The organism is Mycobacterium sp. (genome assembly GCF_036488105.1).
Lineage (GTDB): Bacteria > Actinomycetota > Actinomycetes > Mycobacteriales > Mycobacteriaceae > Mycobacterium.
The window spans coordinates 1-25,895 of the sequence record NZ_DASXHW010000305.1; the positions used below are offsets into that span (position 1 = coordinate 1).

Consider the following 25,895-nt stretch of genomic DNA (forward strand, 5'->3'; position numbering starts at 1 on the left):
GGGTCTGTGGGACCAGGCCAGTGCCATGACCGGTGCGCTGGGCGCCGCCGATCGTGCCCGGTTCGGCCGGGACGGGATTGTCGCGATGTCTTCCGATCAGGCGCTGGAATTGATGGACACCGCGTTGATTGTCGACGAGCCGTTCCTGTTGCCTGCCCACATCGACCTTGCGGCACTCCGGGTCAAGTTCGATGCGGGAACGTTGCCGCCGATGTTCGTCGACTTGATCAACGCGCCGACCAGGCGTCAGGTGGACGACTCCCTGGCCGCGGCGAAATCGAAATCGGCCCTGCTGCAGCGCCTCGAGGGCTTGCCCGAAGACGAACAACACGCCGTTCTGCTCGATTTGGTGCGCTCCAACATCGCCACGGTGCTGGGCAACTCCAGTCCGGAGGCGATCGATCCGGACAGAGCGTTCCAGGAGCTGGGCTTTGACTCGCTGACCGCGGTCGAGATGCGCAACCGGCTCAAAGCCGCTACCGGGCTGGCGCTTTCGCCGACGTTGATCTTCGACTACCCGACACCGAGCCGGCTGGCTTCGTATTTCCGGACCGAACTCGCGGGTGTGCCGCAGGAAGTCAAGACCGTCCCCGCGGTGCGGGTCACCGGAGACGATCAGATCGCGATCGTCGGTATGGCCTGCCGTTATCCGGGTGGAGTCAACTCCCCGGAAGACCTGTGGGACATGGTGATCGGAGGCCGCGATGTCGTCACCGAATTCCCCGGTGACCGCGGCTGGGATCTGGCCCACCTGTACAACGCCGACCCTGACGTTCCCGGCTCCTGCTACACGCGCGTCGGCGGCTTCGTCGACGGTGTCGGTGACTTCGACCCGGCATTCTTCGGAATCGGCCCCTCAGAAGCGCTGGCGATGGATCCCCAGCAGCGGATGTTCCTCGAGCTGACCTGGGAAGCGTTGGAGCGGGCCGGTATTGACCCGACCATGTTGCGAGGCAGCGCCACCGGCGTGTTCGCCGGGGTCTATGCCCAGGGCTACGGCATGGGCGCCGCGCAAGCTGCGGAGGGCTTTCGGCTCACCGGACAGTCGTCGAGCGTGGCGTCCGGCCGGGTGTCGTACGTGTTGGGGCTGGAGGGCCCCGCGGTGTCGGTGGACACCGCGTGCTCGTCGTCGTTGGTGGCGCTGCACATGGCCGCTCAGTCGTTGCGGTCGGGGGAGTGCGATCTGGCGCTGGCCGGTGGCGTCACCGTCAACTCCACACCCGACATCTTCGTGGAATTCAGCCGCATGCGCGGATTGTCCACCGATGGTCGCTGCAAAGCTTTCGCCGGTGCCGCCGACGGCACCGGATTCTCCGAGGGCGGCGGGATGCTGGTAGTGGAGCGACTCTCCGACGCGCGCCGCCTGGGGCACGCGGTTTTGGCGGTCGTCAGCGGTTCGGCGATCAATCAGGACGGCGCGTCCAATGGACTGACCGCACCCAACGGTCCCTCGCAGCAGCGAGTGGTCCGCTCGGCATTGGCCAGCGCGGGACTGACCGGGGCCGACGTCGAGGTGGTCGAAGGCCACGGCACGGGCACCACGCTGGGCGATCCGATTGAAGCCCAGGCGATTTTGGCGACCTACGGCCAAGATCGGCAGACGCCACTGTGGTTGGGGTCGATCAAGTCGAACATGGGTCACACCCAGGCCGCCGCGGGCGTTGCGGGCGTGATGAAGATGATCCTGGCGATGCGCCACGAGGTGCTGCCGGCGACGTTGCACGTGGATGCGCCCAGCCCGCACGTCGATTGGTCGATGGGTTCCGTGCAGCTGCTGACCGATCGGCAGCCTTGGCCGGCGAATGGTCGGGCCCGTCGGGCGGGGGTGTCGTCGTTCGGCATCAGCGGGACGAATGCGCACGTGATCATCGAAGCGGTCCCGCCGGCCGAGCCGACCGTCGCCAGCCCGGCAGCATCGCCCGCGGTCGTTCCATGGGTGATCTCGGCCAAATCGACCGCCTCCCTCGAGTCGCAGGCCGCGCGGTTGGCCGGATTTGTCGGCGTGCGTGACCAATTGCCCGCCACCGACGTCGGGTGGTCGCTGGCGGGTCGCGCAGCGTTCGAGCATCGCGCGGTGGTGCTGGGCGCCGACCGCGACCAGTTGCTGACCGGATTAGGTGAGCTGGCCGACGGTCAGCCGGGTGGCTCGGTGATCACCGGGACCGGGCTGACCGGCAAAACCGTGTTCGTCTTTCCCGGTCAGGGCTCGCAATGGCTCGGCATGGGCATGGGCTTACACGCCACCTATCCCGTCTTCGCCGAGGCGTTCAACACCGCGGTCGGCGAGCTGGACCGCCACCTGTTGCGCCCGCTGCGCGAAGTGATGTGGGGCCACGACGAAAGCCTATTGAACACGACAGAATTCGCTCAGCCAGCGTTATTCGCTGTCGAGGTTGCGCTGTACCGTCTGCTGGAGTCCTGGGGAGTGCGGCCCGACTTCGTGATGGGCCACTCGGTCGGCGAGCTGACCGCAGCGCACATTGCCGGCGCGTTGTCGCTGGAGAACGCCGCGCTGCTGGTGGTCGCGCGTGGCCGTTTCATGCAGGCGCTGCCGTCCGCCGGCGCCATGGTCGCGCTGCAGGCCACCGAGGACGAAGTGCGCCCGCTGCTGACCGACAACGTCGGCATCGCCGCGGTCAACGGTCCGTCGTCGGTAGTGGTTTCCGGAGACGAGCACGCGGTGACCGCCATCGCGGACCAACTGCGCGGCCAAGGCCGGCGGGTCCATCGGCTGGCGGTCTCGCACGCCTTCCACTCGCCGTTGATGGAACCGATGATGGGCGAATTCACAGCGGCGGCACGCGAACTGGCCGTTCATCAGGTCACCATTCCGGTCATCTCCAATGTGACCGGAGAGTTGGCCGGAGATGACTTCGCGACATCCGACTACTGGACCCGCCACATCCGGGCGGCGGTCCGGTTCGCCGACAGCATCCGGCACGCGAATGCGGCCGGCGCCAGCCGATTCGTCGAAGTGGGGCCCGGCGGCGGCTTGACCTCGTCCATCGAGGAATCACTGGCCGAGGCCGCCGTGGTGTCCGTGCCGTTGTTGCGCAAAGACCGTCCCGAACCGGGAAGCCTGATGGCCGGTGTGGCCCAGGCCTTCGTAGCCGGTGCGGGCGTCGATTGGCGCGCCACGCTGCCCGGCGCCTTGTTTGTCGAGCTGCCCACGTATGCCTTTGAGCGACGACGCTTTTGGCTGTCCGCCGATCAGACCGTGGTCGACGCCGCCGGTCTGGGATTGGCAGCCAGCGAGCACGCGCTGCTGGGTGCGGTGGTGGAGCTGCCCAGTTCGGGCGGCGTCATGCTGACCGGCCGGCTTTCCTCGGCATCTCAGGGCTGGTTGGCCGATCATGCCGTGGGCGGCGTAGTCATCTTCCCGGGCGCGGGCTTTGTGGAGTTGGCGATCCGCGCCGGCGACGAGGTCGGCTGCACGGTCGTCGACGAACTGATGTTGGCTGCGCCGCTGGTGATTCCGGCGACCGGTTCGGTGTCGATGCAAGTCGTCGTCGGTGGCGCTGACGAATCGGGCAGCCGCGCGGTGTCGATATATTCGCGGGGCGACGCTCACTCGGGCTGGACTCTGCACGCAGAAGGCATCGTGCGACCCGGCGTCGCCGAAGCGGGCGCCGAGATGTCCAGCTGGCCGCCGCCGGGTGCGACACCGGTCGACATCGACGGGCTGTACGACCGGTTGGCCGCCCGTGGATACGGATACGGCCCGGCCTTCCAGGGCTTGACCGCAATGTGGCGCCGCGGCGACGACATCTTCGCCGACGTGTCCCTGCCTGACGATGCCGGTGTGTCACCGGCCGGCTTCGGGGTGCACCCCGCGGTGCTGGACGCCGCACTGCACGCCGTGATCGTGGCCGGCGAGGCCGACCATGACAGCAAAAACGGTGTTCTGGTGCCGTTCTCGTGGCAAGGCGTAGCACTGCATGCGGCGGGGGCGTCGTCGGTGCGGGCGCGCATTGCGCCGTCCGGTCCGTCATCGGTGTCGGTGGAGTTGGCCGACGCGCTGGGGTTGCCGGTGCTGTCGGTGGCTTCGATGGTCGCCCGCCCGGTGTCGCGACAGCAGTTGATGGCCGCCGTATCGGGCTCGGGCCCGGACCGGATCTTCGAAGTCATCTGGTCACCCGCGGCGCCCGGATCGCACGCCGAGACGCTGCCGTACCACGTGTTCGAATCTCAGCCCGCCGACGACGATCCGTTGGCCTCGACGTACGCCCGCACCCACGACGCGTTGGCCGCGCTGCAAGCCTGGCTCACCGGGAACGACTCCGGAATGCTGCTGGTGTCGACGCGCGGCGCGGTCGGATTGCCGGGGGAGGACGTCACCGATCTGGCCGGTGCCGCGGTGTGGGGACTGGTGCGTGCGGCCCAGACCGAGCATCCCGGCCGCATCGTGCTGGTGGATTCCGATGCGCCGCTGAACGATACGACGATCTCGGCGGTACTGGCAGTCGGTGAGCCGCAGGTCCTGGTTCGCCGGGAAACGGTGTACACGGGTCGCGTGCACGGCAGTCGAGCTGTGGATGCGCTGTTGGTGCCCCCGAGTGACGAGGCGTGGCGACTGGGCATGTCCAGCAAGGGCACATTCGAGAACCTGGTCCTCGAGCCCATCCCGGACGCCGACGTACCGCTGGAGCCCGGCCAGGTCCGAGTCGCGGTCCGCACCATGCCGGCCAACTTCCGCGACGTCATGATCGCCCTCGGTCTGTACCCCGACGAGGACGCCGTCATGGGCGTCGAGGCGTCCGGTGTCGTGATCGAAACCGCCTCAGATGTCAGTCGTTTCACCGTCGGTGACCGGGTGACCGGACTGTTCCCCGAAGGCACCGGCACCATGTCGATTACCGACGCTCGCCTGCTGATAGAGATTCCGGCCGGCTGGTCGTATGCCGAAGCCGCCACGGCGCCGGTGGTTTTCGCGACGGCCTACTACGCGCTGACTGCGTTGGCCGACGTCAAGCCGGGTCAGCGAATCCTTGTGCACGCCGGCGCCGGTGGTGTGGGTATGGCTGCGGTGCAGTTGGCGCGGCACTTCGGACTGGAGGTGTTTGCCACCGCCAGCCGTGGCAAGTGGGACACGTTGCGGTCGATGGGCTTTGACGACGACCACATCGGTGATTCCCGCACGCTGGACTTCGAGGACAAATTCCGTGCAGCGACCGCCGGCCGCGGCGTGGATGTGGTCTTGGACTCGCTGGCCGGTGAGTTCGTCGACGCCTCCCTGCGACTGGTCGCTGCGGGCGGGGTCTTCCTGGAGATGGGTAAGACCGACATCCGCGACCCCAGACAGATCGCCGAGCAGTATTCCGGTGTGCGCTACCGCGCCTTCGACCTGTTCGAGGCCGGGCCCGACCACATCGAGCGCATGCTCACCGACCTGTTCGCGATGTTCGACGACACGACCCTTCGGCCACTGCCGGTGACAGCCTTCGACGTCCGGCGTGCACCCGCGGCGCTGCGGTATCTGAGTCAGGCTCGTCATACCGGCAAGGTCGTGTTGACGATGCCGGATGCCTGGACGTGGGGCACCGTGGTGATCACCGGTGGCACCGGCATGGCGGGTTCGGCGCTGGCTCGCCACGTCGTCGCCAATCACGGGGTTCGCAACCTGGTGCTGATCGGTCGCCGCGGACCGGATGCGCCGGGTGCCGCCGAATTGGCCGCTGAGTTGTCCGCTACCGGGGCCGAGGTCTCGGTGGTCGCCTGTGATGCGGCCGATCGTGCGGCGCTGGCCAAGGTGCTGGCCGACATTCCGGTGCAGCATCCGTTGTCGGCGGTGATTCATGCCGCGGGGGTGCTCGACGATGCGGTAGTGACGTCGTTGACGCCGGAACGCGTCGACGCGGTGTTACGGGCCAAGGTGGACACCGCCTGGAATCTGCATGAGCTGACTAAGGATTCGAACCTGTCGGCATTCGTGCTGTTCTCGTCGATGGCCGGTTTGGTGGGATCGTCGGGCCAGGCGAACTACTCGGCCGCCAACAGCTTCTTGGACGGCTTGGCAGTGCATCGCCGGAGGCATGGCCTGCCGGCGATGTCGCTGGGCTGGGGTCTGTGGGACCAGGCCAGCAGCATGACGGGTGGACTGGAAGCCGTGGACTTCGCACGATTCGCCCGCGACGGCATCACGGCGATGTCCTCCAACGAGGCCTTGCAGCTGCTCGACACCGCGATGGTGATTGACGAGCCGTTCCTGGTGCCCGCGCACATCGACACCACCGCGCTCCGGGCGAAGTTCGACGGCGGCACCCTGCCGCCGATGTTCGTCGATTTGATCAATGCAACGCCACGGCGCCAGGTCGACGACTCGCTGGCCGCGGCAAAGTCGAAGTCGGCACTCCTGCAACGTCTCGACGGTCTGCCGGAAGACGAGCAGCAGGAGATCCTGCTGGATCTGGTGCGCTCGCACATCGCGACTGTGCTGGGCAACACCACCGCGGAGGCGATCGATCCGGACAAGGCGTTCCAGGAGTTGGGTTTCGACTCACTGACCGCCGTCGAAATGCGCAACCGACTCAAAGCCGCGACCGGGCTGCCGCTGTCGCCGACGCTGATCTTCGACTACCCGAACTCGGCGGCGCTGGCGGGTTACTTCCATCAGGAGTTGGTCGGCGCCTCGGCCGAAGCCGCGCCGAAAGCCGCACCCGGTGAGGAGGAGATCCAGCGGGTGGTGGCGTCCATTCCGGTCAAACGGCTCAGGCAGGCCGGGGTCTTGGAACTCCTGCTCAGCCTGGCCAACGAGGCCGAGGATGCCGACGCGGATATGAATAGGGAAAAAGACCTCGCGACAATGGATCTCGACGATCTGGTCAATGCCGCGTTCCTCGACGACGACGACTAGTCAGATGAGGTTTGAGGTTCACCCGTGAGGATCGCCGTCACCGGGGCCAGCGGAGTGATCGGCCGCGGCGTGGTCCTGAGGCTGCTCAGCGCCGGCCACGACGTCATTGGCCTGGCCCGTCATCGGCTCGAAAGCTGGCCCAGCGAAGCAACCTTCGTGCAGGGCGACATTCGCGACGCGGCGACGGTACAACGAGTGGTAGCGGGCGCGGAGGTCGTTGTGCACTGCGCCTGGGCGGTCAACCCGAGTTCTGGTCAACCGGTCGACCGCGAGGTCAACATCGGCGGGACAGCCAATGTCCTTGATGCGGTGGCGCGCAGCGGTACCCGTCGGATCGTGTTCGCTTCGTCGGCACACGTCTACGGCTCCGATCGAGACGCCGCCACGGCATTAACGGAAGCAGACCCTTTGCAACCGGTTTCGATGCACGGGCAGGACAAGGCCCGCGCCGAAGAGATGGTCGCGGCGTGCGGTGCCGAGTGGGTGGCGATCCGAAGTGCGGCGATCCTCGGCCGGGGGGTGGACAACTGGGCGCGAAAAGCGTTGTCCTCGGCGTTCTTCCCGGAGGTCGGTGACTCGGCGTGCCGCATCTTGCAGGTCGTGCACAGCGACGACGCGCATCGGATTTTCGTCCGCGCGGCAATCGATCCGGGCATCCACCGCGGGCCGGTGAACCTCGCCGCACCGGGAGAACTCACCTTCGGTGAGATCGCGGCGGAGCTCGGGCGGCCCCTGCTACGGGTTGGACGGCTGCTTCGCGGGCTGAGCTCGGCGCGCGAGCTGGACCTGCTGCTGAGTGCGCCGTCGATGGATACCGCACTGCTGGGCGACAAGTGGAATTTCGCGCCGGCCTGGACCGGACCGGAGTGTCTCCAGGACTTCGCATTGGCGGTGCGCGGCCGCGTGAGTGTCGGCTCGTGGTCGACGTCGCTGCCGTGGCGTCTCATTCCTGTCCAGGACATCCCGGCGGTCGACATACCGGCGGCCGACGGAGTGTCGCCGGTGCTGGCCGGCCCGGACGGCGGCAACGGCGAATTCGACACTCCGATCGACCCGCGCTTCCCGACGTATCTGGCCACCAATTTGTCGGAGGCGCTGCCGGGCCCGTTCTCGCCGTCATCCGCGTCAGTGACCGTCAGAGGTCTGCGCGCGTCGGGCGCGGTCATCGCCGGACGTTTGCGGCCGGGCGGATTGATCCAGCGCGAGATGGCCACGCGCACCGTCGGAGTCTTCGCGCACCGCCTGTACGGCGCGATCACGACCGCCCACTACATGGCCGAAGTCGTGCCATTCGTCAAGCCCGAGACGGTGGTTCGGCGGAGTCAGTACTTCGGCCCGAGCGCGGCGGCCGTGCCGATCTACGGCGATCAACAGTTGCCACGCGAATCCGGCGGTGCGGCGGCTCCGTTGCGGACGATCCGCGACCTGGGCGTGTTCGGAGTGAACCTGGCCGGACTGACTGTCGGCGCGCCCCGCGACACGCGTGATTTCGTCGACGACATCGACCGTCTGGAAAAGCTTGCGGTGGGCGATCTTTCGCAGCTCACTGACGAGCGACTGCAGAGCCTGATCTTGTTGGCCCGCGACCATGTGATCGAGGGCTGGGTGCTGGCGTCCGGATCGTTCATGGCGATCGCCGCCCTGAGCGTGGTCCTGCGTGGGCTCAACGGTCGCGACATGACTTTGCCGGTCGGCCAGGAGTTGGCCAGCGCAGGGCCGCTGAATGCTGTGTATCGACTGGCGGATGCCGCGCGACGTGATCCCAATGTTCTCCGTGTTCTGGCCGGCGGTGGCGACCATCTCGACGAACTGTCCGCCCAGGCTCCGGAGTTCCATCGGGCCGTGCTCGACGAGCTGAAAGTGTTCGGACACCGCGGTCCGGGGGAGCTGGAGATGCGGTCGTTCAGCTACGCCGACGACCCGGCGTTACTGCTCCGCATGGTGGCGAAATCACTTGACACGCCAGCGCGCTCGGAGGTAAGCCGACCGGTGATCCGGCTGCGCGCCCGACCAGTGGCTGCGCTTGCTGCCCATCAGGTTCGGGACCGCGAGGTTCGTCGGGATCGCATGGTGCGCGCGATCTGGTTGCTGCGCAGCCTACTTCGCGAGCTCGGACGCCGGCTGGTCGATTCGGGCGTGATCGACACGGTCGACGACGTGTTCTATCTGCTGGTCGACGAACTGGACGCGCTTCCCGCCGATGTGGCCGGGCTGGTGGGCCGCCGCCGCGCCGAACAAAGCAGGCTGGCCGGTGTGGCGCCGCCCGCCGTCTTCAGCGGCGATTGGCGGGCCGCCACCGTCGAGTCGACTGTGCTTGTCCCCGGGCAGGCGCTGACCGGTGTCGGCGTGAGCGTGGGCCGTGTTCGCGGACGGGTCCGGATCGTCAGGCCCGAGACCATCGACGACCTGGAGGCCGGCGAGATCCTGGTCGCCGAAGTCACCGACGTGGGTTACACCGCCGCCTTCGCCTACGCAGGCGCCGTCGTGACCGAATTGGGTGGGCCGATGTCGCACGCCGCAGTGGTGGCACGCGAATTCGGTATTCCGTGTGTGGTGGATGTGCACGGTGCGACGCGGCGTCTGGCGTCAGGGGCGCTGATCGAGGTCGACGGCAGCAGCGGGACGATCCAGGTCCTCGAACCCGACCTGCCGAGCGCAGGCCTTTGAGGTTCGCTACCGTCAGGTGATGCACGAACACACCGTCCGCGTGACGACTGCCGCTGGCACCGTCGAAGGCTTCACCCGCGACGGCGTGCACCGGTGGCGATCCATCCCGTACGCCCGCGCGCCGGTCGGCGCGCTGCGATTTCGGGCGCCCGAGCCGGCCCAGCCGTGGCCCGGTGTGCGCTATTGCCACGGCTTCACCAAATGCGCACCCCAGGAACGCCGATACACCGTGCTCGGAGTCGGCAAATACCAGCCGATGGGCGAGGACTGCCTGACGCTCAACGTCGTCGCACCAGAAGCCCCCGAAAGCGAATCGCTTCCGGTGATGGTCTTCGTGCACGGGGGTGGATACATCCTGGGTAGCTCGGCCACTCCGATCTACGACGGGGTGGCACTGGCCCGGCGCGGTTGTGTCTACGTCTCGGTCAACTACCGACTCGGCGCGCTGGGCTGTCTCGACCTGTCCGCGCTGTCGACCAAGGACGTCACCCTCGAAAGCAACCTGTTTCTGCGTGACATCGTGCTGGCCTTGCGCTGGGTCAAAGACAACATCGGGGCTTTTGGCGGTGATCCGGAAAACGTGACGGTGTTCGGCGAGAGCGCCGGCGCGCACGCCGTCGCGGCCTTGCTGGCGGCGCCTGATGCGAAAGGGTTATTTGCCCATGCGATTTCGGAGAGTCCCGCGAGCGGCATGACGCGGTCGAGCGAGGTGGCCGCGGAATTCGCCGCGCGGTTCGCCACGTTACTGGGTGCCCGCAAGCGAGACGCCGCCCACGCGCTGATGAAGGCCTCGCCGGCCGAACTGGTGGCCGCGCAAAAAAGCCTGATTGACGACGGCGTGCGAGACATGCTGGGCGCCTTCCCGATCGGACCTGTCTTCGGCGACGACTACCTGCCGCTGGACCCCGTCGAAGCGATACGGCAGGGCAAAGCGCATCGGGTTCCGCTCATCGTGGGCACCAACGCCGAAGAGGGGCGCCTGTTCACCCGATGGCTGCAACTGCTGCCGACCACCGAACCGATGATCGAAGCTATGCTGGCCGAGGTGGAACCCGCTGCGCGGGAACGCATTACCGGTGCCTATCCCGACTACCCCGAGCGGTCGGCGTGCATCACGCTGGGTGGCGACTTCGCTTTCAGTTCGGCGGCCTGGGAAATCGCCGAGGCCCACGGCAGGCATGCACCCGCCTACCTGTATCGGTACGACTACGCACCACGGGTGCTGCGCTGGTCCGGGCTGGGGGCCACCCACGCCACGGAATTGCTCGCAGTGTTCGGTGTCTACCGCACCAAGCTCGGGGCGCTGCTGACCGCGCCCGTCGATCGGCGCTCGGCCCTGCGGGTCACCAACGAAGTGCAAAGGCGCTGGCGGGCATTCAGCCGTACCGGCAACCCGGGCGACGACTGGCCGGTCTACACCGACGCCGACCGCGCGGTGATGGTGTTCGACCGCAAGTCACATCTGGAGTTCGATCCGCACCCTGAGCGGCGGATTGCGTGGGAGGGCTTTTCCCTGGCGCGATGACCGCGGATGTGATTTCGTGGACGAGCCATGACACCGCACACCGACAACGTCGTCGAACGGCCGGCTGACCTCACCGCCGCCTGGCTCACGGCAGCCATTGGCGGCGGAGACATCACCGAGTTCACCGTCGAGCGCATCGGCACGGGCCAGATGAGTGAGTGCTACCGGGTCCAGCTGAGCTACGCCGACACCGCGCCACGCAGCGATAGACCCGACTCCGTAGTGCTGAAGGTCGCGGCCACCGACCCGATGAGCCGTCAGACCGGGATGACGTTGGGGCTCTACGAGCGCGAAGTCTGCTTCTACCGTGATATCGCGCCACGGCTGCAGGGACCGGTCTCGTCTTGCTACCACACCGGTTTCGACGCGTCGTCAGGAATTTTCGATGTGCTGCTCGGGGATGCGAATCCTGCTGTCGTCGGCGATGAAATCCGCGGCGCCACAATAGCGCAGGCCCGGATCGCCGTCACCGAGCTGGCCCGCTTACAGGGCCCGTTGCTGGGTGACGCCACGCTCGCCGATGCGCCGTGGCTGAATCGCGAGGCGCCGATAAACCAAGCGTTGTTCGCCGCGCTGCATGCCGGCTTCGTCGATCGTTACGGCGACCAGATCGCGCCGCAGCACCGCATGGTGTGCGAACGGCTGGTCGGCGGATTCGACAGCTACCTGGCCGAGGAGGCAGCCGCGGACCGGCTCCACGGTCTTGTGCATGGCGACTATCGGCTGGACAACCTGCTGTTCGGCGCGGACGGTGCCGCCCGCCCGCTGACCGTCGTTGACTGGCAGACGGTCACCTGGGCTCCGGCGATGACCGATCTGGCGTATTTCCTCGGTTGTGCTCTGCCGGTGGAGGATCGGCGCGGACATTACGACGCGCTGCTAGATGACTACCACCGGGCGCTCGGGCCGGATGCGCCGATCACGTCGGCGGATGTCCGCGACGGTGTGCGCAGGCAGAGCTTCTTCGGGGTGATGATGGCCATCGTGTCGTCGATGCTGGTGGAACGCACCGAACGCGGCGACGCGATGTTCATGACGATGCTGCAACGGCATTGCGAGCATGTGCTCGACACCGACGCGCTGGCCATCCTGCCCCCACCGGCGCCTGTCGAGCCGCTGTGCCCGTCGAGCGATGACGAATCGGCCCACGCCGCCACTGACGAGCCGCTGTGGAGCGAGAGTTGGTATGCCGACTTCGCCGATGCCGCACAGGGATTCGGTGGCTGGCTACGGCTCGGCCTGATCGCCAACCAGCAGACGGCCTGGCTGCATGCCCTGCTGTGCGGCCCAGGCCTGCCAACGGTCGCCGTCGTCGACTTCGAGGTTCCGCTGCCCGCCGACCCGTGGGCGGTGCACACGGGCGGAATCGATTTCACGCATTCGGCCGATGAACCGCTGCGCACTTATCGAATGGCGCTGCGGGGACAGGGCCAGTCCTATCAGGACCCCGCCGGACTGCTGCGGTCAGAGTCGGGTTCGCCGATCGAGGTGGAGCTCGATCTGGAGTGGACCACCGACGGCACACCGTATCAGTACCGGATCGCCACTCGCTACGAGATACCCTGCACCGTAACAGGATCCGTAACCATCGACGGCCTTCGCTATACCCTCGACTCGGTGCCTGGGCAACGGGACCACTCGTGGGGAGTGCGGGACTGGTGGTCCATGGACTGGATCTGGAGCGCCCTGCATCTCGACGACGGGACGCACCTGCACGCAGTGGGCATCACGATACCCAACGTTCCACAGGTCAGTATCGGATACATCCAGGACCGCGGCGGGACGGTCACCGAGCTGCAAACCATCACTCCGGTACAGACTTTCGACGCGGGTGGATTGCCCGTCGGCGCGACGCTGGCGATTGAGCCCGGAGGTATATTGGCGACCGTCGACGTGCACGGACATGCGCCGCTACGCCTGGTCGCCCAGGACGGGCGGGTCAGCCAATTCCCGCGGGTGTGGGCCACCGTGATCACCGCCGACGGGCGAACCGGCGTGGGCTGGCTGGAGTGGAACCGCAATCAGCCGACGCAGTAGCGTGGACGCTGAAAAGCTTTATCCAGCAACCAGATCTGTCGTGGTGATGGGCGTCTCCGGATCCGGTAAGTCGACGGTGGGCGTGGCGCTCGCGCGTCGTCTCGGCGCTCCGTTTGCCGATGCCGACTCTTTTCACCCGGCGGCCAACGTCGCGAAGATGGCTGCGGGCGCACCGCTGGACGACGGCGACCGCCGGCCCTGGCTGGACGCGGTGGGGCAGTGGCTGGCCGACCATGACGACGGCGTGATGAGCTGCTCGGCGCTCAAACGCCGATACCGCGACCAGTTACGTTCGCACCGAACGGATATCGCGTTCCTGCATCTGACCGGCTCACCGGAGCTGATCGGGGCCAGGCAAGTCGGCAGACCGGGCCACTTCATGCCGGCATCGTTGCTGAAGTCTCAATTCGACGCGCTGCAACCGCTGGATCCCGACGAGTACGGGATGGCCATCGACGTCGGGCACAGCGTCGACACCATCGTCGAGGCAGTCCTGAAGTTCTTGTCAGTCAGCCCTTGACTACCTGGGTGCCGCCGGCCAATTCGTCGTGCTTGCCCTGCTTGGTCGGGCTGCCACTGATCGTCACGGCGATCACGGCGTAGGCGATGAACGCCAGCAGCGGGCCGACGTAGGGCACCACAGCCAGCAACGTGAACGAGTTGCGGATCGCCGACTGGGTTACGTCGGGCTTCGGCGCTCCGCCGGGCCCGTGGACCGTCAAGCCCAGCAGCCTCTTACCCAGGGTGGCGCCCTGCGTTACTTCCAGCACAACGAAGTACCCGAACATCAGGACTCCGGAGAACAGGCCGGTGACCAGCCACCAGTAGTCGCGATCGAACAAAAAGAGCGACACCACGAACACCACGATGTTGATCAGAATGCCGTCGATCAGCCGGGCGAGGAACCGCGCCCCGAGCCCGGCGGCTCGACCATGCGGTGAACCGGCCGGAGGATAACCGTACTGCGAGTCGAAGTCAGCTGATGTCATGAGGAGGCTCCTAGCGGCGATGGCCGTCAATCTACGCCGCTAGCTGGGCCTCGTCGATCGCCCGATCAGTGCCAATGACGAGCCTTGACCCGTCCACGGTGAGCAAGTTCGCCGCCGCGTTCGACCGCCGTTTCGGCCAGCTCGCTGCCGCGCTCGTAGGCGCGTTCACCGAATTCGCCGCCGCGCTCGCGTGCGATGTCAGCCCACTCGGCGCCGCGCTCGCGTGCGGTGTCGGCCAGCTCGGCTCCATGTTCACGCACTGCCTCCGCCAGCTGAGCACCGCGCTTGCGGGCCTTCTTGCGCGCCTTCTTGACCACGGGTGCGCTCTTTTCGGCGGCTGTGCTGGCCAGCTCGCCACTCCGCTTGCGGGCGGCCTCGACCAGTGGCGCGCCGCGTTCGGCGGCGGTACTGGCCAACTCGCGACCGCGCTCAGCTCCCACGTGCAGACCGTGCGCAATCCGTTCGGCCAGCTCGGAATCTAGCACTGAGTCGTCGGACCCATCCAGCGGTAGGGCAGCGGACACCCTCTCCGAGAGGCGACTGGCCGCCCGTCGACCACGCCATCCCAGCGAGGGCTTACCCGCAGTGTCGGCCGACGCGATGATCAAGCCGCCGAGCAGGCTCAGATCGGTGAGCAGGTCGCGGCGTTTCTGGGCCTTGCGTTCCGGGTCGGATTCGTTCCAGAACAGATGTCCGCCAAGACTGCCGGGTATGACGGTGAACGCCAGCGCCGCCGAGGCGATCCGCGGCAGCTTGCCGGTCGCAAGCAACACCCCACCGCCGACCTGAACGGCCGCGTTTATCCGCGCGACAGTCTCGGGATCCGACGGAACCTTGCTGCCGACCGGATCCGGCAACGTCTGTAATGTCGTCACAGCGGTCTGCGCCGCATCGAGGGTGACTTTGGGGTTGCGCAACGTCTCAATACCTTGGCCAACGAACACTGCGGACAGCAGGGGCCGAGCGATTCTGCGGATCAACATGACGGGTGTGTTCCCGACTTGCCCGCTATGCAAACCGGCCTGGCACGACAGCCGCCACCTTATGAAGGTTGCGGCGGCTCATGTCGCAACCACAGCGGCAACAGCACCCAGAAAAAGAACTGAGCAACAAACGCGCAGGCCCCGGCGATGGCACCGGTGACCGGACCGGCCACGGCGGCAAAGATGATCACCGCAACGCCGGTAAGGGCTGAGCCCATCAGTAACAGTCCGCAGTAAGCAAACCGGTGGGCCGCGGAGACCAGGAACTGAGTTCGATGCCGACGAAACAACAAGCGGTGCATCGCGACCGGAGCTTCCAGCAACACCGTGGCGGCGATCGAACAACCCACCGTCGCCAAAAAGATCACCCGCATGGTGGTGCTCAGCCCGTCGAAGCGGGCCTGGAAGGGCAACGTCAACAGAAAACCGGTGAGCAGTTGGACGCCGGTCTGAACGACCCGCAACTCCTGCAGCAGGCTCAGCCAATTACGATCTAATCGTTGGGTTTCGGTCTCAGAACGCGCCTTCTCATCCCAGTCTTCATCGCGCTCGGGATGATCGACGACGTCCATGGGCGTTGATCATGCCAGCCTGAAACCGGCTGCTAGGGCTTCTCGTGCAAGAGAAGCCGCGCCGATACCTCCAAACGATCGGCGATCTCGGTGTACGAGGCATATCCCATGCCCGCACGCACCAAAGCCCCCGCATAGAGCAGCTCAAGTGATTCGACCAGGTCGGAGGCGTGACCAGGACCCAACGCGGTGACCAGGCGTTGATGGATCTCACCGCCGATGCGCAGCCGCAAATGCTCGACCTCGGGATCCTTGCTCAGCAAGGCGTTGGTCACCGCGCCGGCGAGGGTGGGTTCGTCGGCCACCAGCAACGCAATATGACGCAGCACCGCGATCACCCGTGCGGTCGAATCCGGCGAATCGATCGGCGGAACCGGGCTCGACGCCAACCGTCGCCAGAATACTTCCGCGACGAGGTGTTCTTTCGACGAGAAATAGGTGTACGCCGTGGCTGCGCCGAGTCCGGCCTCGGCCGCGACCATACGAATCGTCAATCCGGAGAAGCCTTCTCGGCTCAGCACGCCGATCGCGGCCTGGCCCAGCCGGTCAACGGTGTCGGCTTGCTTGGCGGTCAATCGCCGTCTGGTCGATTCCCGAGCTAACGGGTTGGACACGTGTCCGGACACTACTACACCGACCCAGGTGCGGCAACCGGATCCGCATGCGCGTGCATTACCGTTCAGGTGATGACGTCCTCCCCGGATCGCACTGTTCACGACGGGCTGACCAGTCGCTTGTTCGCATTGGCCGAGCAGGTCATCGGCTTCATGCCTGCTGACGAGGGCCGCGCTCTGCACGATGCGGCGCTGAGCTACCTCGACGGCGGTGTCGCGGTGGAGATCGGAACGTATTGCGGAAAGTCGACGGTGCTGTTGGGTGCGGCGGCACATGCTCGCGGCAGCGTTCTCTACACCGTCGACCACCACCACGGCTCCGAGGAGCATCAGCCCGGGTGGGAGTACCACGACACGTCCATGGTCGATGCCGTCACCGGCCGTTTCGACACCTTGCCGACGTTGCGGCACACGCTCGACGCAGCCGGGCTGGACGACAACGTGGTCGCGGTGGTCGGCAAGTCGACCGTGGTGGCCAAGGGCTGGCGCACACCGCTGCAACTGTTGTTCATCGATGGAGGCCACAGCGAGGACGCCGCGCGCAAGGACTACGACGGCTGGGCAAAGTGGGTGAGTGTCGGCGGTGCGCTGATCATCCACGACGTCTTCCCCGACCCACGCGACGGCGGGCGGCCGCCGTACGAGATCTATTGCCGCGCATTGGAAAGCGGTGCGTTCGTGGAGAAGTCCGTCTCCGGGTCGATGCGGGTGCTGGAGCGGACGGCAGGGGATGCCGGGGTGGCGGTCTAACGATCGGACTGGCTGGCCGCACACTCGCAGTCGTAGTCGCTCTCCAAGCCGCGCGGCAAATCGGTGCCGCGGAAAATTCCGCTGCCCGCCGTGGTGGACGACAGTGCGTCGGCAGCGAGAATGACGGCTGCTCCGGTCCAGGTGGTTCGCTCTACGGGCCAACGCTTTCCATCGCTGAACACCAACCCGGTCCAATAGGAGCCGTCCGTCTCACGCAGGTGCTGCATCGCGGCGAACTGCTGCAGGGCCGCCTTCCGGTTGCCCATCGCGTCAAGTGCCAGCACCAGTTCGCAGGTCTCTGCGCCGGTCACCCACGGCCGGTCGTCGACACACCTGATGCCCAGACCGTCGACGACGAAATCGCCCCAGCGGTCCGCGATCCGGTCTTGTGCGGCGCGACCGCGTAGCGCACCGCCCAGGATCGGGTAGTACCAGTCCATCGAGTGGTGCGGCTTCTCGGTGAACGCCGAGGGGTGGTCGACGATAGCGTGGCCCAGGCGGCCGAGCGCAAGTTCCCACTCAAGTTGTGGTTCGTCGACCAGGTTCGCCAGGGCCAGTGCACAGCGAATGCTGTGGAAAATGCTCGCGCACCCGGTCAGCAGCGCCTCCGTCAACGGACCCGAAGGGCTGCGCGCCCAACCAATTTCGCCGCCCTCGAGCTGCAGTTCCAAGACGAAGTCGATTGCGGCGCGCACCGTCGGCCACATCGAGGCCGCAAAGCCGCGGTCACCGGTGACCAAGACGTGGTGCCACACACCTACTGCGACGTAGGCGCAGAAGTTGCTGTCGCTGTTGGCGTCCTCGATAACACCTGCGCGCAGCTGGATCGGCCATGAGCCGTCCGCCCGCTGCTGGCGACGGCACCAATCGAAAGCGCGTCGTGCCGGTTCGATCAGGCCCGCCGCGGTAAGGGCCATCGCGCATTCCACATGGTCCCACGGGTCGGTGTGCCCACCGTCCGACCAAGGGATCTCACCCGACGGCTCTTGCAGTGCCGCAATCGAATCCGCCGTCTGTCGGCATTGTGCGGAGGAGAGGACGCCTGCGACGCCCGGTGCTTTAGACGAATTCAACGGCGGGTACCGGTTTCTCGAAATACAACGCGACGCTCTTACCGATCAGCGGGTTCAATGTCGATTCGGCCACCCGCGTCAACAGGGGTTGTCGCATAATGTCCCACACCAGCATCTTGTGGTAGGCGGCGACTGCCGGGTGGTCCGAGTTATCCACGCCGACCGCACATTTCAGCCACCAGAACGGCGAGTGCAAAGCGTGCGCGTGGTGGGTGTGGGTAAAGGTCATACCGCGGCCGGCGATCTTGCCGCGCAGCTCATTTGCGCGGTAGATGCGAATGTGGCCGCCTTCGTTGCTGTGATAGTCGGCGGAAAGCAGCCAGCAGACTTGTTCGGGTAACCATCTCGGCACCGTGACGGCCAGCTTGCCGCCGACCTTCAGCACCCGAATCAGCTCGGCGATGACAGCGTCGTCGGCCGGGACGTGCTCGAGAATCTCCGATGCGATGACGCAGTCGAACGTTCCGTCGGGATACGGCAACTCCCGTGCGTCACCGACGACGGTTTCCGCGTGAGCTGACAGCGGGGCCTCCCCGGCATCGGCCATGGCCCGGAACAGAGTGTCGACCTCACCGAGTTCGGCGGCGTTATGGTCGAATGCCACGACGTCGGCGCCCCGTCGGTACGCCTCGAAGCTGTGCCGGCCCGCGCCGCAGCCGACGTCGATGACTTTGGTGCCGCGAGCGATACCGAGACGGTCGAAATCGACTGTCAACACGGCTCGCCCACTGCCTGGCGTTGGTCGCGGTTCGGCGCCGTCCGCGCGATGGCCTGTTCGTAGACACGCACGGTCTGCGCCGCCACGGATTCCCAGCTGAACACCTCGACAGCACGGCGGCGACCGGCCGCGCCCAGTCGTGTGAGCTCGTCGGGGGAGTCCAGCAACTCACCGATCACCCGAATCAGCTCAGCGGCATCTCCGGGACGCACCAGCCTGGCGCAACCGTCGTCGGGTCCGAGCACCTCGGGCAATGCGCCGGCACGGCTGGCCACGATCGGGGTCCCGCTGGCCATCGCTTCTACGGCCGGTAGTGAGAAGCCTTCGTAAAGCGATGGGATGCAGGCGATCTCAGCGGAGGCGAACAGCCGGGCCAGTTCGGCGTCGGAAAGTCCATTCGATATGTGGACGATGTCGGAGATTCCCAGCTCGGCGATCAGCTTCTCCGTCGGGCCGTTGGGTTCGAGCTTGGCAACCAGCTGCAGCTCCAAATCGTGGTCGCTGCGCAGCTTGGCCACCGCTTGCAGCAGGTGCCCGACGCCCTTGAGTGGGCGGTCGGCGCTGGCAATTGCGATGATGCGACCGGGAATTCGTGGCTCCGTCGACGGTGCGAACATGTCCGTGTCCACGCCGAGCGGGACGACATGAAGCTGGTCGGGGTGCACGCCGAAGTCGGTGGTGATGTCGGTGGCCGAGGAGGACGAGACGGTCAACAATTCCGGGATGCTGCGAGCCACTCGCTCTTGCATCTTCAAGAAGCCGTACCACCGCCGCACCGACGGTTTGCGCCACCAGCGCGCCGCGGCGAGATCCACCACCCGGTCGCGGGTGATCGGATGGTGCACGGTCGCGACCACAGGCATACCGGTCTCGGCGATTTCCAGCAGGCCGACACCCAAGCTCTGGTTGTCGTGCACAACGTCGAAATCGTCCAGCCGATCGGCCAGCAGGCGCGCGGCGCGCAGGCTGAAGGTACGCGGTTCGGGGAAGCCCGCCGTCCACACTCCGCCCAACTCGAGGAGGTCGATGCGATCCCGGATCTCCCGGGGATGCGGTATGCGGAAAGGGTCCGGTTCCCGGTACATGTCCAAGCTGGGTACCTCGGTCAGCACCACTCGGGGATCGAGTTCCTCGGGGTAGGGCTGACCGGAAAACACCTCGACGTGGTGTCCGAGTTCGACCAGGCCCCGGCTCAGATACCGGACGTAAATCCCCTGGCCGCCGCAGTGCGGCTTGCTGCGATAGGACAGCAGCGCAATCCGCATACTCACGCCCGATCCGGTGTGTTGTTGCTGAGAGACATCACGGAGAAAGGCTCGGCCGAGACGTGAGCGAACTTTCTGGACACGTGTCTGGACTATAGTTTGACTAGCTACCTGATGCAACGCGTCAGCTAGCGGCGTTAACTTTGTCGATCCTACTCAGACGGACGGTCGTGCTGGCTCGGGTATGGCTTCCGTCGGCGATACCGTGGTGTGATGCGGGCGCTGATCGTGACCGACGTCCAGAACGACTTTTGCGAGGGCGGCTCACTGGCTGTGCCGGGCGGGGCGGCCCTGGCGGGCGCTATCACCGCATACCTGGCCGGCGGTGCCGAGTACCGCCACGTGGTCGCTACGCAGGATTTCCACATCGATCCCGGTGACCATTTCTCGGATCATCCGGATTACATCTCGTCGTGGCCGCCGCACTGCCTTGCCAATACCGTCGGCGCGGAGTTCCATCCCAATCTTGACACCGTTCGGTTCGAGGCCATCTTTCGCAAGGGTGCCTACGACGCCGGCTACAGCGGTTTCACCGGGCTCGACGCGCATGGGACCTTGCTGGGCGACTGGCTCCGGCAACGCGACATCGACCAGGTCGACGTGGTCGGCATCGCCACCGATCACTGCGTGCGCCGGACCGCGGAAGACGCCGCGGCGCACGGCTTGGCGACCCGGGTGGTGGTGAATCTGACCGCAGGGGTAGGGGAGGAGTCCACCGCCGCGGCCATCGAAGCGCTGCGGGCAGCGGGTGTCGCGATAGTGGCAGGGACATGACAGGCCCGGGGGAGCAGACGTTGCTGGCGGCGGTGGAGCGATCACCGCACGCCGCGGCGGCGCATGACCGGACGGGCTGGGTTGGCCTGTTCACTGTCGACGGTCGGGTGGAAGATCCGGTGGGTTCGCGGCCACACGCAGGGCCGGTCGAGATCGGCCGGTTCTACGACACCTTCATCGGCCCGCGCGAGATCGCGTTTCATCGGGATCTCGACATCATCCGAGGCTCGTCGGTGATCCGCGATCTCGATCTCGAGGTGGCCATGGGGTCCGCGGTCACCATGACGATTCCGGCGTTCCTCCGATACGACCTGCGTGAGGTCGACGGTCACTGGAAGGTCGCGACGCTGCGCGCGTACTGGGAGCTGCCCGCGATGTTGTCGCAGTTTCTGCGCAACGGGGTATCGGCCGTGCCGGCCACAGTTCAGCTCTCGCAAGGTCTCATCCGCAATCAGCGGCTGCGGGGTACCGCCGGATTCGTAGCCGGCTTCCGCAGGGTGGGGCCTCGGCAGAAAACATTGGTTGACACGTTCGTGAACGCGGTGGGACGAGGCGACAGATTCGGCGCGCTCCAGGCATTGTCATCCGGTGCGACAATCACTTTCGGCGACGACGAGAAAGCCCACCTCGTCGAACTCATCGAGCGATGTTCCGGCGCGAGCGCCGCGAAGGTGATTGCCGCGGGCTCCACCGTCGCCGCCTCGGTCACGTCGGGGAAGCGCCGCGGCGTTCTATTCGCCGACGTGACCCGGCGCGGCACGGGGATCCACCGGGTCCGTTACTTCCCCCAGTGAGCACCGAACCGACGATTGACTCCCGTCCAGCAACACCACAGCCGGACCGACTACGAAAGATCAATGTAACCATCACTGCGAGCCGGAGACCCACCACGAACACCAGCCTTGGGTGCGGTCAGCCCTTCGATCGGCGGACGCTGCTCCGCGGCGCCGGTGCACTCGGCGCCGCGTCGCTGGCTCTGTTGCCGACGGCATGCAGCTCTGACGACGACGCACTGACGTTCTTCTTCGCTGCCAACCCCGAAGAGGCAGATGCGCGGATGCGTGTGGTGGATGCATTCCAGCGCAGGCATTCCGACATCAAAGTCCGGACGTTGTTGTCCGGACCGGACGCACTGCAGCATGTCTCGATCTACTGCGCCGGCGGTAAATGTCCGGATGTTCTGATGGCATGGGAATTCACTTACGCCGGACTGGCCGAGCGGGGAGTGCTGCTGGACCTCAACGCGATGCTGGCCCACGACAACACGTTCGCCGCTGAGCTCAGAGCGGACAGCGTCGCATCGCTGTACGAGACATTCACCTATAACGGTGCGCAGTATGCGTTTCCGGAACAGTGGTCCGGAACTTTCCTGTACTACAACAAGAAGTTGTTCGCCGAGGCCGGGGTGCGCCCACCACCCGGGCGATGGGACGAGCCGTGGAGCTTTGGCGAATTCCTCGATGCCGCCAGGGCGCTCACCAAACGCGACCGTTCGGGCCGGGTCAGGCAATGGGGGTTCGTCGACACCTGGGTCCCTTATTACTCCGCCCTGATGTTCGGGATGAACAACGGAGTCCCCTGGTCGGATCCACGGATCAACCCGACGCACCTCAATTTCGACGACGCGGCATTCATCGAGGGCATTCAGTTCTATGCCGATCTGAATAACAAATACCGGGTTGCGCCTACCGCCTCGGAGTCCCAGTCGATGTCTCAGACGGACCTGTTCACCTCGGGTCATGCCGCGATGGCGCTCGGCGGCCATTGGAGATATCAGACGCTTGTGCGGGCCCCGGACCTGGATTTCGATATTGCTGTGCTGCCGACTGGCCCGAAAGGGCATGCTGCCCAATCGAATATCGGTACCACCGGGCTGGCTATCGCAGCGAGTAGTCCCCGCAAAAAGCAAGCGTGGGAGTTCGTGAAATTTGCCACTGGTCCGGTGGGTCAAGCGGTGATCGCCGAAACCGGCCTGTTTGTACCAGCACTGCGATCTGCGGCCCGATCGCCCGATTTCGCCAAGGCGCATAACAGGATCGGCAACATGGCGGTGCTGACCGGCGGGCCGGGACATGCCGAGGGCTTACCCGTCACCCCGGCGTGGCCGAAGGTCGTCGCGTTGATGGACCGCAACATCGGCCCGGTGCTGCGGGGCTCGCGGCCCGCAGCGTCGCTGACGGACGGATTGACACCCAAGATCGACGAGGTACTCCGGACATCATGACGCCGATCGATGCAACCGCCGCGGCGGTAGCCCGCCGGCGCGGGCCGTCGAGGCGGCGCGCCCGGGCAGGTCGCATCTTCGTCGCGCCCAATCTGACGGCGGTCGCGGTGTTCATGCTGTTTCCGCTCGGATTCTCGCTGTTCATGAGCTTTCACGATTGGGATATGTTCAGCCCAGCCAAGTTCGTCGGCTTGGCGAACTACCGCAGGCTTTTTGCCGAAGATCCGCTGTTCAGTATCGCGTTGCGCAACACGGTGGTCTACACGGTGGGCACTGTCGTTCCCACCGTGCTCATCAGCCTCGCCGTGGCGGGTGTGCTCAACCGGAAACTAAAGGGAATAGCTATATTTCGGACAATTATCTTTCTGCCACTGGCAGTGTCGTCGGTGGTGATGGCAGTCGTCTGGCAGTTCGTGTTCAACACCAACAACGGCCTGCTCAACATCATCCTCGGCTGGATCGGTATCGACCCCATTCCGTGGCTGGTCGATCCGAAATACGCCATGGCCTCGCTGTGCATTGTCAGCGTATGGCGCAGTGTGCCTTTCGCGACGGTCATCCTGTTGGCTGCCATGCATGGCGTGCCGGAGAACCTCTATGAAGCGGCCAGACTCGATGGCGCGGGGGAGTTGCGTCAATTCGCCTCGATCACCGTGCCGCTGATTCGCAGCGCCGTGTCGTTCGTGGTCGTCATCTCGATCATCCATGCATTCCAGGCGTTTGATCTCGTCTACGTACTGACTGGACGTAACGGCGGACCCGAGACCGCGACGTATGTTCTTGGCATCATGTTGTTCCAGCATGCTTTTGCGTTCTTGGAGTTCGGTTACGCTTCGGCGCTGGCGTGGGTGATGTTTGCGATCCTGCTTGTGCTTACCGTTGTGCAGTTGCGGCTCGGGCGTCGTCGGGCCGCGCAGGAGGAGCGGTCGTGGGCGTAGGGCAGCGGGCGTTGCGGCCCAGCATTCTCCGTGGCGTCATGCTGTATGCCACTCTGACCGCAATCGCCACGTGCGCGCTGTTCCCGATCCTGTGGGCGATGTCGGGATCGTTGAAGACAGCGGGCGAGGTGACGATGCCCACGCTGTTTCCCGCACATCCGCAGTGGTCCAATTACCGCGAGGTGTTCGCCGTTATGCCGTTCTGGCGAATGTTTTTCAACTCTGTGCTGTATGCCGGCTGCGTCAGCATCGGGCAGGTGTTCTTCTGCTCGCTGGCCGGATACGCGTTCGCGCGTCTGCGGTTTCGGGGCCGGGATACGTTGTTCGTCTTGTATCTGGGGACCTTGATGGTGCCCCTGACTGTCACGGTGATCCCGCAATTCATCCTGATGCGCGTCGCCGGGCTGACCGACACGCCGTGGGCCATGATCGTGCCGGGGCTGTTCGGCAGCGCATTCGGTACCTACCTGATGCGCCAATTCTTCCGGACCCTGCCAGACGAACTCGAGGAAGCGGCGATCCTTGACGGCTGTTCTCCGTGGCAGATTTACTGGCGGATACTGCTCCCGCACGCGAAGCCCGCGGTGATGGTGTTGGCAGTGCTCACCTGGGTCAACGTCTGGAACGATTTTCTGTGGCCACTGTTGATGATTCAGCGGAGCAGTATCGCGACCCTCACTCTTGGGCTGGTTCGGATGCAGGGCGAATACACCGCCAGGTGGCCCGTGCTGATGGCCGCGTCCATTCTGATTCTGCTGCCGTTGGTATTGGTGTACGCGGTCGCCCAACGCGCCTTCATCCGTGGCATCGCAGTCACCGGGCTGGGGGGATAGCCAATGGCGTCAGTGACTTTCGACCAGGCGACCCGGCGATACTCCGGCGCGGATCGGTCCGCAGTCGACCGCCTGGACCTGAGCGTCAGCGACGGCGAATTCGTTGTGCTCGTCGGACCGTCCGGGTGCGGCAAGACCACGTCGCTACGCATGATCGCCGGGCTGGAAACGGTCGACTCCGGACGGATACTCATCGGTACCAGAGACGTCACCGACGCTGAGCCCAAAGACCGCGATGTGGCAATGGTTTTCCAAAACTACGCTTTGTATCCGCACATGACTGTTGCCCAGAACATGGGCTTCGCCCTCAAGATCGCCGGGCTGGCGAAAAGTGAGATGCGGGAACGGGTTTTGGATGCTGCCCGGTTACTCGACCTCGAGCCGTACCTGGATCGCAAACCGAAGGATTTGTCCGGGGGCCAGCGCCAACGGGTGGCGATGGGGCGTGCGATCGTTCGTCGACCGCAGGTGTTCTTGATGGACGAACCGCTGTCCAACCTGGACGCGAAACTACGGGTGCAGACCCGCAATCAGATTGCCGGACTCCAACGGCGACTGGGCATCACCACGGTCTACGTCACCCACGACCAGGTCGAGGCAATGACCATGGGTGATCGTGTCGCGGTGTTGCGCGACGGTGTCCTGCAACAGTGCGCGGTTCCGCGGGAGCTGTACCGAAGTCCGGTGAACATGTTCGTCGCGGAATTCATCGGATCACCCGCGATGAACCTGGTGACCCTTCCTGTCGTCGATCACTCCGTCGCACTGGGCGACTGGTCGATCCCCGTCCCACGCGAGATTACCGCTACTGCAGCAGAACTGGTGATCGGCATCCGGCCCGAGCATCTTGACGTCGGCGGAACCGGTGTCGAGATGCAGATCGATGTGGTCGAGGAACTCGGTGCCGATGCCTATCTGTACGGGCGAATCGCAAGGCCCGACAACACCTTCGATCAGCCGATCGTCGCCCGTGCTGACGGGAAGGACCCACCGCCGCGGGGTAGTCGCGTGCGCCTACACCCACAGCCGGGACACCTGCATTTCTTCGGCGTCGACGGTCATCGATTGCCGTAGCGCACG

Annotated in this window: 19 protein-coding genes; 12 read left to right on the forward strand and 7 right to left on the reverse strand. The window is 65.6% G+C overall.

The annotated features are described in order from the left end of the window. The 5 genes from VGH54_RS16015 to VGH54_RS16035 form a co-directional block, all read left to right on the forward strand. On the forward strand, positions 1–6,853 hold a 6,853-nt coding region (locus VGH54_RS16015; protein ID WP_331513046.1), incomplete at its 5' end, for an SDR family NAD(P)-dependent oxidoreductase. A 24-nt stretch (positions 6,854–6,877) separates the two neighbouring features. Then, the gene (locus VGH54_RS16020) at positions 6,878–9,520 is read left to right on the forward strand and encodes an NAD-dependent epimerase/dehydratase family protein (protein ID WP_331513047.1); all 2,643 of its coding nucleotides are present in this window, start codon (positions 6,878–6,880) and stop codon (positions 9,518–9,520) included. A 19-nt stretch (positions 9,521–9,539) separates the two neighbouring features. Then, positions 9,540–11,045 carry a carboxylesterase/lipase family protein gene (locus tag VGH54_RS16025; protein WP_331513048.1) on the forward strand — a complete coding sequence of 502 codons (1,506 nt, stop codon included), beginning with the start codon at positions 9,540–9,542 and terminating at the stop codon, positions 11,043–11,045. 27 nt (positions 11,046–11,072) lie between these two features. Beyond that, positions 11,073–13,082 carry a DUF7065 domain-containing protein gene (locus VGH54_RS16030; protein ID WP_331513049.1) on the forward strand — a complete coding sequence of 670 codons (2,010 nt, stop codon included), beginning with the start codon at positions 11,073–11,075 and terminating at the stop codon, positions 13,080–13,082. Between the two features lie 46 nt (positions 13,083–13,128). Further along, positions 13,129–13,602 (forward strand): gluconokinase, encoded by a 474-nt coding sequence (locus tag VGH54_RS16035; protein WP_331513067.1) that lies wholly within the window; start codon positions 13,129–13,131, stop codon positions 13,600–13,602. Here the strand turns inward: VGH54_RS16035 and VGH54_RS16040 are convergent. The 4 genes from VGH54_RS16040 to VGH54_RS16055 form a co-directional block, all read right to left on the reverse strand. Continuing rightward, positions 13,592–14,071 (reverse strand): RDD family protein, encoded by a 480-nt coding sequence (locus VGH54_RS16040; protein ID WP_331513050.1) that lies wholly within the window; start codon positions 14,069–14,071, stop codon positions 13,592–13,594. The genes VGH54_RS16035 and VGH54_RS16040 overlap by 11 nt on opposite strands. 65 nt (positions 14,072–14,136) lie before the next feature. Further along, positions 14,137–15,054, reverse strand: a complete 918-nt coding sequence (locus VGH54_RS16045) for a DoxX family protein (protein WP_331513051.1) — start codon at positions 15,052–15,054, stop codon at positions 14,137–14,139. A gap of 59 nt (positions 15,055–15,113) precedes the next feature. Beyond that, the gene (locus VGH54_RS16050; RefSeq protein ID WP_331513052.1) at positions 15,114–15,626 is read right to left on the reverse strand and encodes a DUF6328 family protein; all 513 of its coding nucleotides are present in this window, start codon (positions 15,624–15,626) and stop codon (positions 15,114–15,116) included. Between the two features lie 32 nt (positions 15,627–15,658). Continuing rightward, on the reverse strand, positions 15,659–16,240 hold the full coding sequence (locus VGH54_RS16055) for a TetR/AcrR family transcriptional regulator (protein WP_331513068.1): 582 nt from the start codon (positions 16,238–16,240) through the stop codon (positions 15,659–15,661). Between the two features lie 72 nt (positions 16,241–16,312). Between VGH54_RS16055 and VGH54_RS16060 the strand changes: the two genes are divergently transcribed. Beyond that, positions 16,313–16,990 carry a class I SAM-dependent methyltransferase gene (locus VGH54_RS16060; RefSeq protein ID WP_331513053.1) on the forward strand — a complete coding sequence of 226 codons (678 nt, stop codon included), beginning with the start codon at positions 16,313–16,315 and terminating at the stop codon, positions 16,988–16,990. On the opposite strand, the gene VGH54_RS16065 is transcribed toward VGH54_RS16060, so the two are convergent. The 3 genes from VGH54_RS16065 to VGH54_RS16075 are packed head-to-tail and all read right to left on the reverse strand — an operon-like array spanning position 16,987 to position 20,046. Then, a complete protein-coding gene (locus tag VGH54_RS16065; RefSeq protein WP_331513054.1) occupies positions 16,987–18,063 on the reverse strand; it encodes a prenyltransferase in 1,077 nt (358 codons plus the stop codon). The genes VGH54_RS16060 and VGH54_RS16065 overlap by 4 nt on opposite strands. Next, positions 18,050–18,781 (reverse strand): class I SAM-dependent methyltransferase, encoded by a 732-nt coding sequence (locus tag VGH54_RS16070; RefSeq protein ID WP_331513055.1) that lies wholly within the window; start codon positions 18,779–18,781, stop codon positions 18,050–18,052. Before VGH54_RS16070 ends, VGH54_RS16065 begins: the two co-directional genes overlap by 14 nt. Next, positions 18,775–20,046 (reverse strand): glycosyltransferase family 4 protein, encoded by a 1,272-nt coding sequence (locus VGH54_RS16075; RefSeq protein WP_331513069.1) that lies wholly within the window; start codon positions 20,044–20,046, stop codon positions 18,775–18,777. Before VGH54_RS16075 ends, VGH54_RS16070 begins: the two co-directional genes overlap by 7 nt. 213 nt (positions 20,047–20,259) lie before the next feature. Here VGH54_RS16075 and VGH54_RS16080 point away from each other — a divergent pair, with 213 nt between their 5' ends. The 6 genes from VGH54_RS16080 (at position 20,260) to VGH54_RS16105 (ending at position 25,889) form a co-directional block, all read left to right on the forward strand. After that, positions 20,260–20,820 carry an isochorismatase family protein gene (locus tag VGH54_RS16080; protein ID WP_331513056.1) on the forward strand — a complete coding sequence of 187 codons (561 nt, stop codon included), beginning with the start codon at positions 20,260–20,262 and terminating at the stop codon, positions 20,818–20,820. Next, complete coding sequence (locus tag VGH54_RS16085; protein WP_331513057.1) at positions 20,817–21,614, forward strand: ketosteroid isomerase family protein; 798 nt, start codon at positions 20,817–20,819, stop codon at positions 21,612–21,614. The genes VGH54_RS16080 and VGH54_RS16085 overlap by 4 nt, the downstream gene beginning before the upstream one ends. Positions 21,615–21,685: 71 nt before the next feature. Next, positions 21,686–23,044, forward strand: a complete 1,359-nt coding sequence (locus VGH54_RS16090; RefSeq protein WP_331513070.1) for a sugar ABC transporter substrate-binding protein — start codon at positions 21,686–21,688, stop codon at positions 23,042–23,044. Continuing rightward, the gene (locus VGH54_RS16095) at positions 23,041–23,982 is read left to right on the forward strand and encodes a sugar ABC transporter permease (protein ID WP_331513058.1); all 942 of its coding nucleotides are present in this window, start codon (positions 23,041–23,043) and stop codon (positions 23,980–23,982) included. Before VGH54_RS16090 ends, VGH54_RS16095 begins: the two co-directional genes overlap by 4 nt. Positions 23,983–24,020: 38 nt before the next feature. Beyond that, positions 24,021–24,815, forward strand: a complete 795-nt coding sequence (locus VGH54_RS16100) for a carbohydrate ABC transporter permease (protein ID WP_331513071.1) — start codon at positions 24,021–24,023, stop codon at positions 24,813–24,815. Between the two features lie 3 nt (positions 24,816–24,818). Then, a complete protein-coding gene (locus VGH54_RS16105; RefSeq protein WP_331513059.1) occupies positions 24,819–25,889 on the forward strand; it encodes a sn-glycerol-3-phosphate ABC transporter ATP-binding protein UgpC in 1,071 nt (356 codons plus the stop codon). The last annotated feature ends 6 nt before the right edge of the window (positions 25,890–25,895 follow it).

What these genes read in the sequence shown, in the direction of transcription:
- VGH54_RS16095 (WP_331513058.1), top strand. Translation starts at nt 23,041, where the DNA reads ATGACGCCGATCGATGCAACCGCCGCGGCGGTAGCCCGCCGGCGCGGG.
- VGH54_RS16035 (WP_331513067.1), top strand. Translation starts at nt 13,129, where the DNA reads ATGGGCGTCTCCGGATCCGGTAAGTCGACGGTGGGCGTGGCGCTCGCG.
- VGH54_RS16040 (WP_331513050.1), bottom strand. Translation starts at nt 14,071, where the DNA reads ATGACATCAGCTGACTTCGACTCGCAGTACGGTTATCCTCCGGCCGGT.
- VGH54_RS16045 (WP_331513051.1), bottom strand. Translation starts at nt 15,054, where the DNA reads ATGTTGATCCGCAGAATCGCTCGGCCCCTGCTGTCCGCAGTGTTCGTT.
- VGH54_RS16030 (WP_331513049.1), top strand. Translation starts at nt 11,073, where the DNA reads ATGACACCGCACACCGACAACGTCGTCGAACGGCCGGCTGACCTCACC.
- VGH54_RS16075 (WP_331513069.1), bottom strand. Translation starts at nt 20,046, where the DNA reads ATGCGGATTGCGCTGCTGTCCTATCGCAGCAAGCCGCACTGCGGCGGC.
- VGH54_RS16060 (WP_331513053.1), top strand. Translation starts at nt 16,313, where the DNA reads ATGACGTCCTCCCCGGATCGCACTGTTCACGACGGGCTGACCAGTCGC.
- VGH54_RS16050 (WP_331513052.1), bottom strand. Translation starts at nt 15,626, where the DNA reads ATGGACGTCGTCGATCATCCCGAGCGCGATGAAGACTGGGATGAGAAG.
- VGH54_RS16085 (WP_331513057.1), top strand. Translation starts at nt 20,817, where the DNA reads ATGACAGGCCCGGGGGAGCAGACGTTGCTGGCGGCGGTGGAGCGATCA.
- VGH54_RS16080 (WP_331513056.1), top strand. Translation starts at nt 20,260, where the DNA reads ATGCGGGCGCTGATCGTGACCGACGTCCAGAACGACTTTTGCGAGGGC.
- VGH54_RS16100 (WP_331513071.1), top strand. Translation starts at nt 24,021, where the DNA reads ATGCTGTATGCCACTCTGACCGCAATCGCCACGTGCGCGCTGTTCCCG.
- VGH54_RS16025 (WP_331513048.1), top strand. Translation starts at nt 9,540, where the DNA reads ATGCACGAACACACCGTCCGCGTGACGACTGCCGCTGGCACCGTCGAA.
- VGH54_RS16105 (WP_331513059.1), top strand. Translation starts at nt 24,819, where the DNA reads ATGGCGTCAGTGACTTTCGACCAGGCGACCCGGCGATACTCCGGCGCG.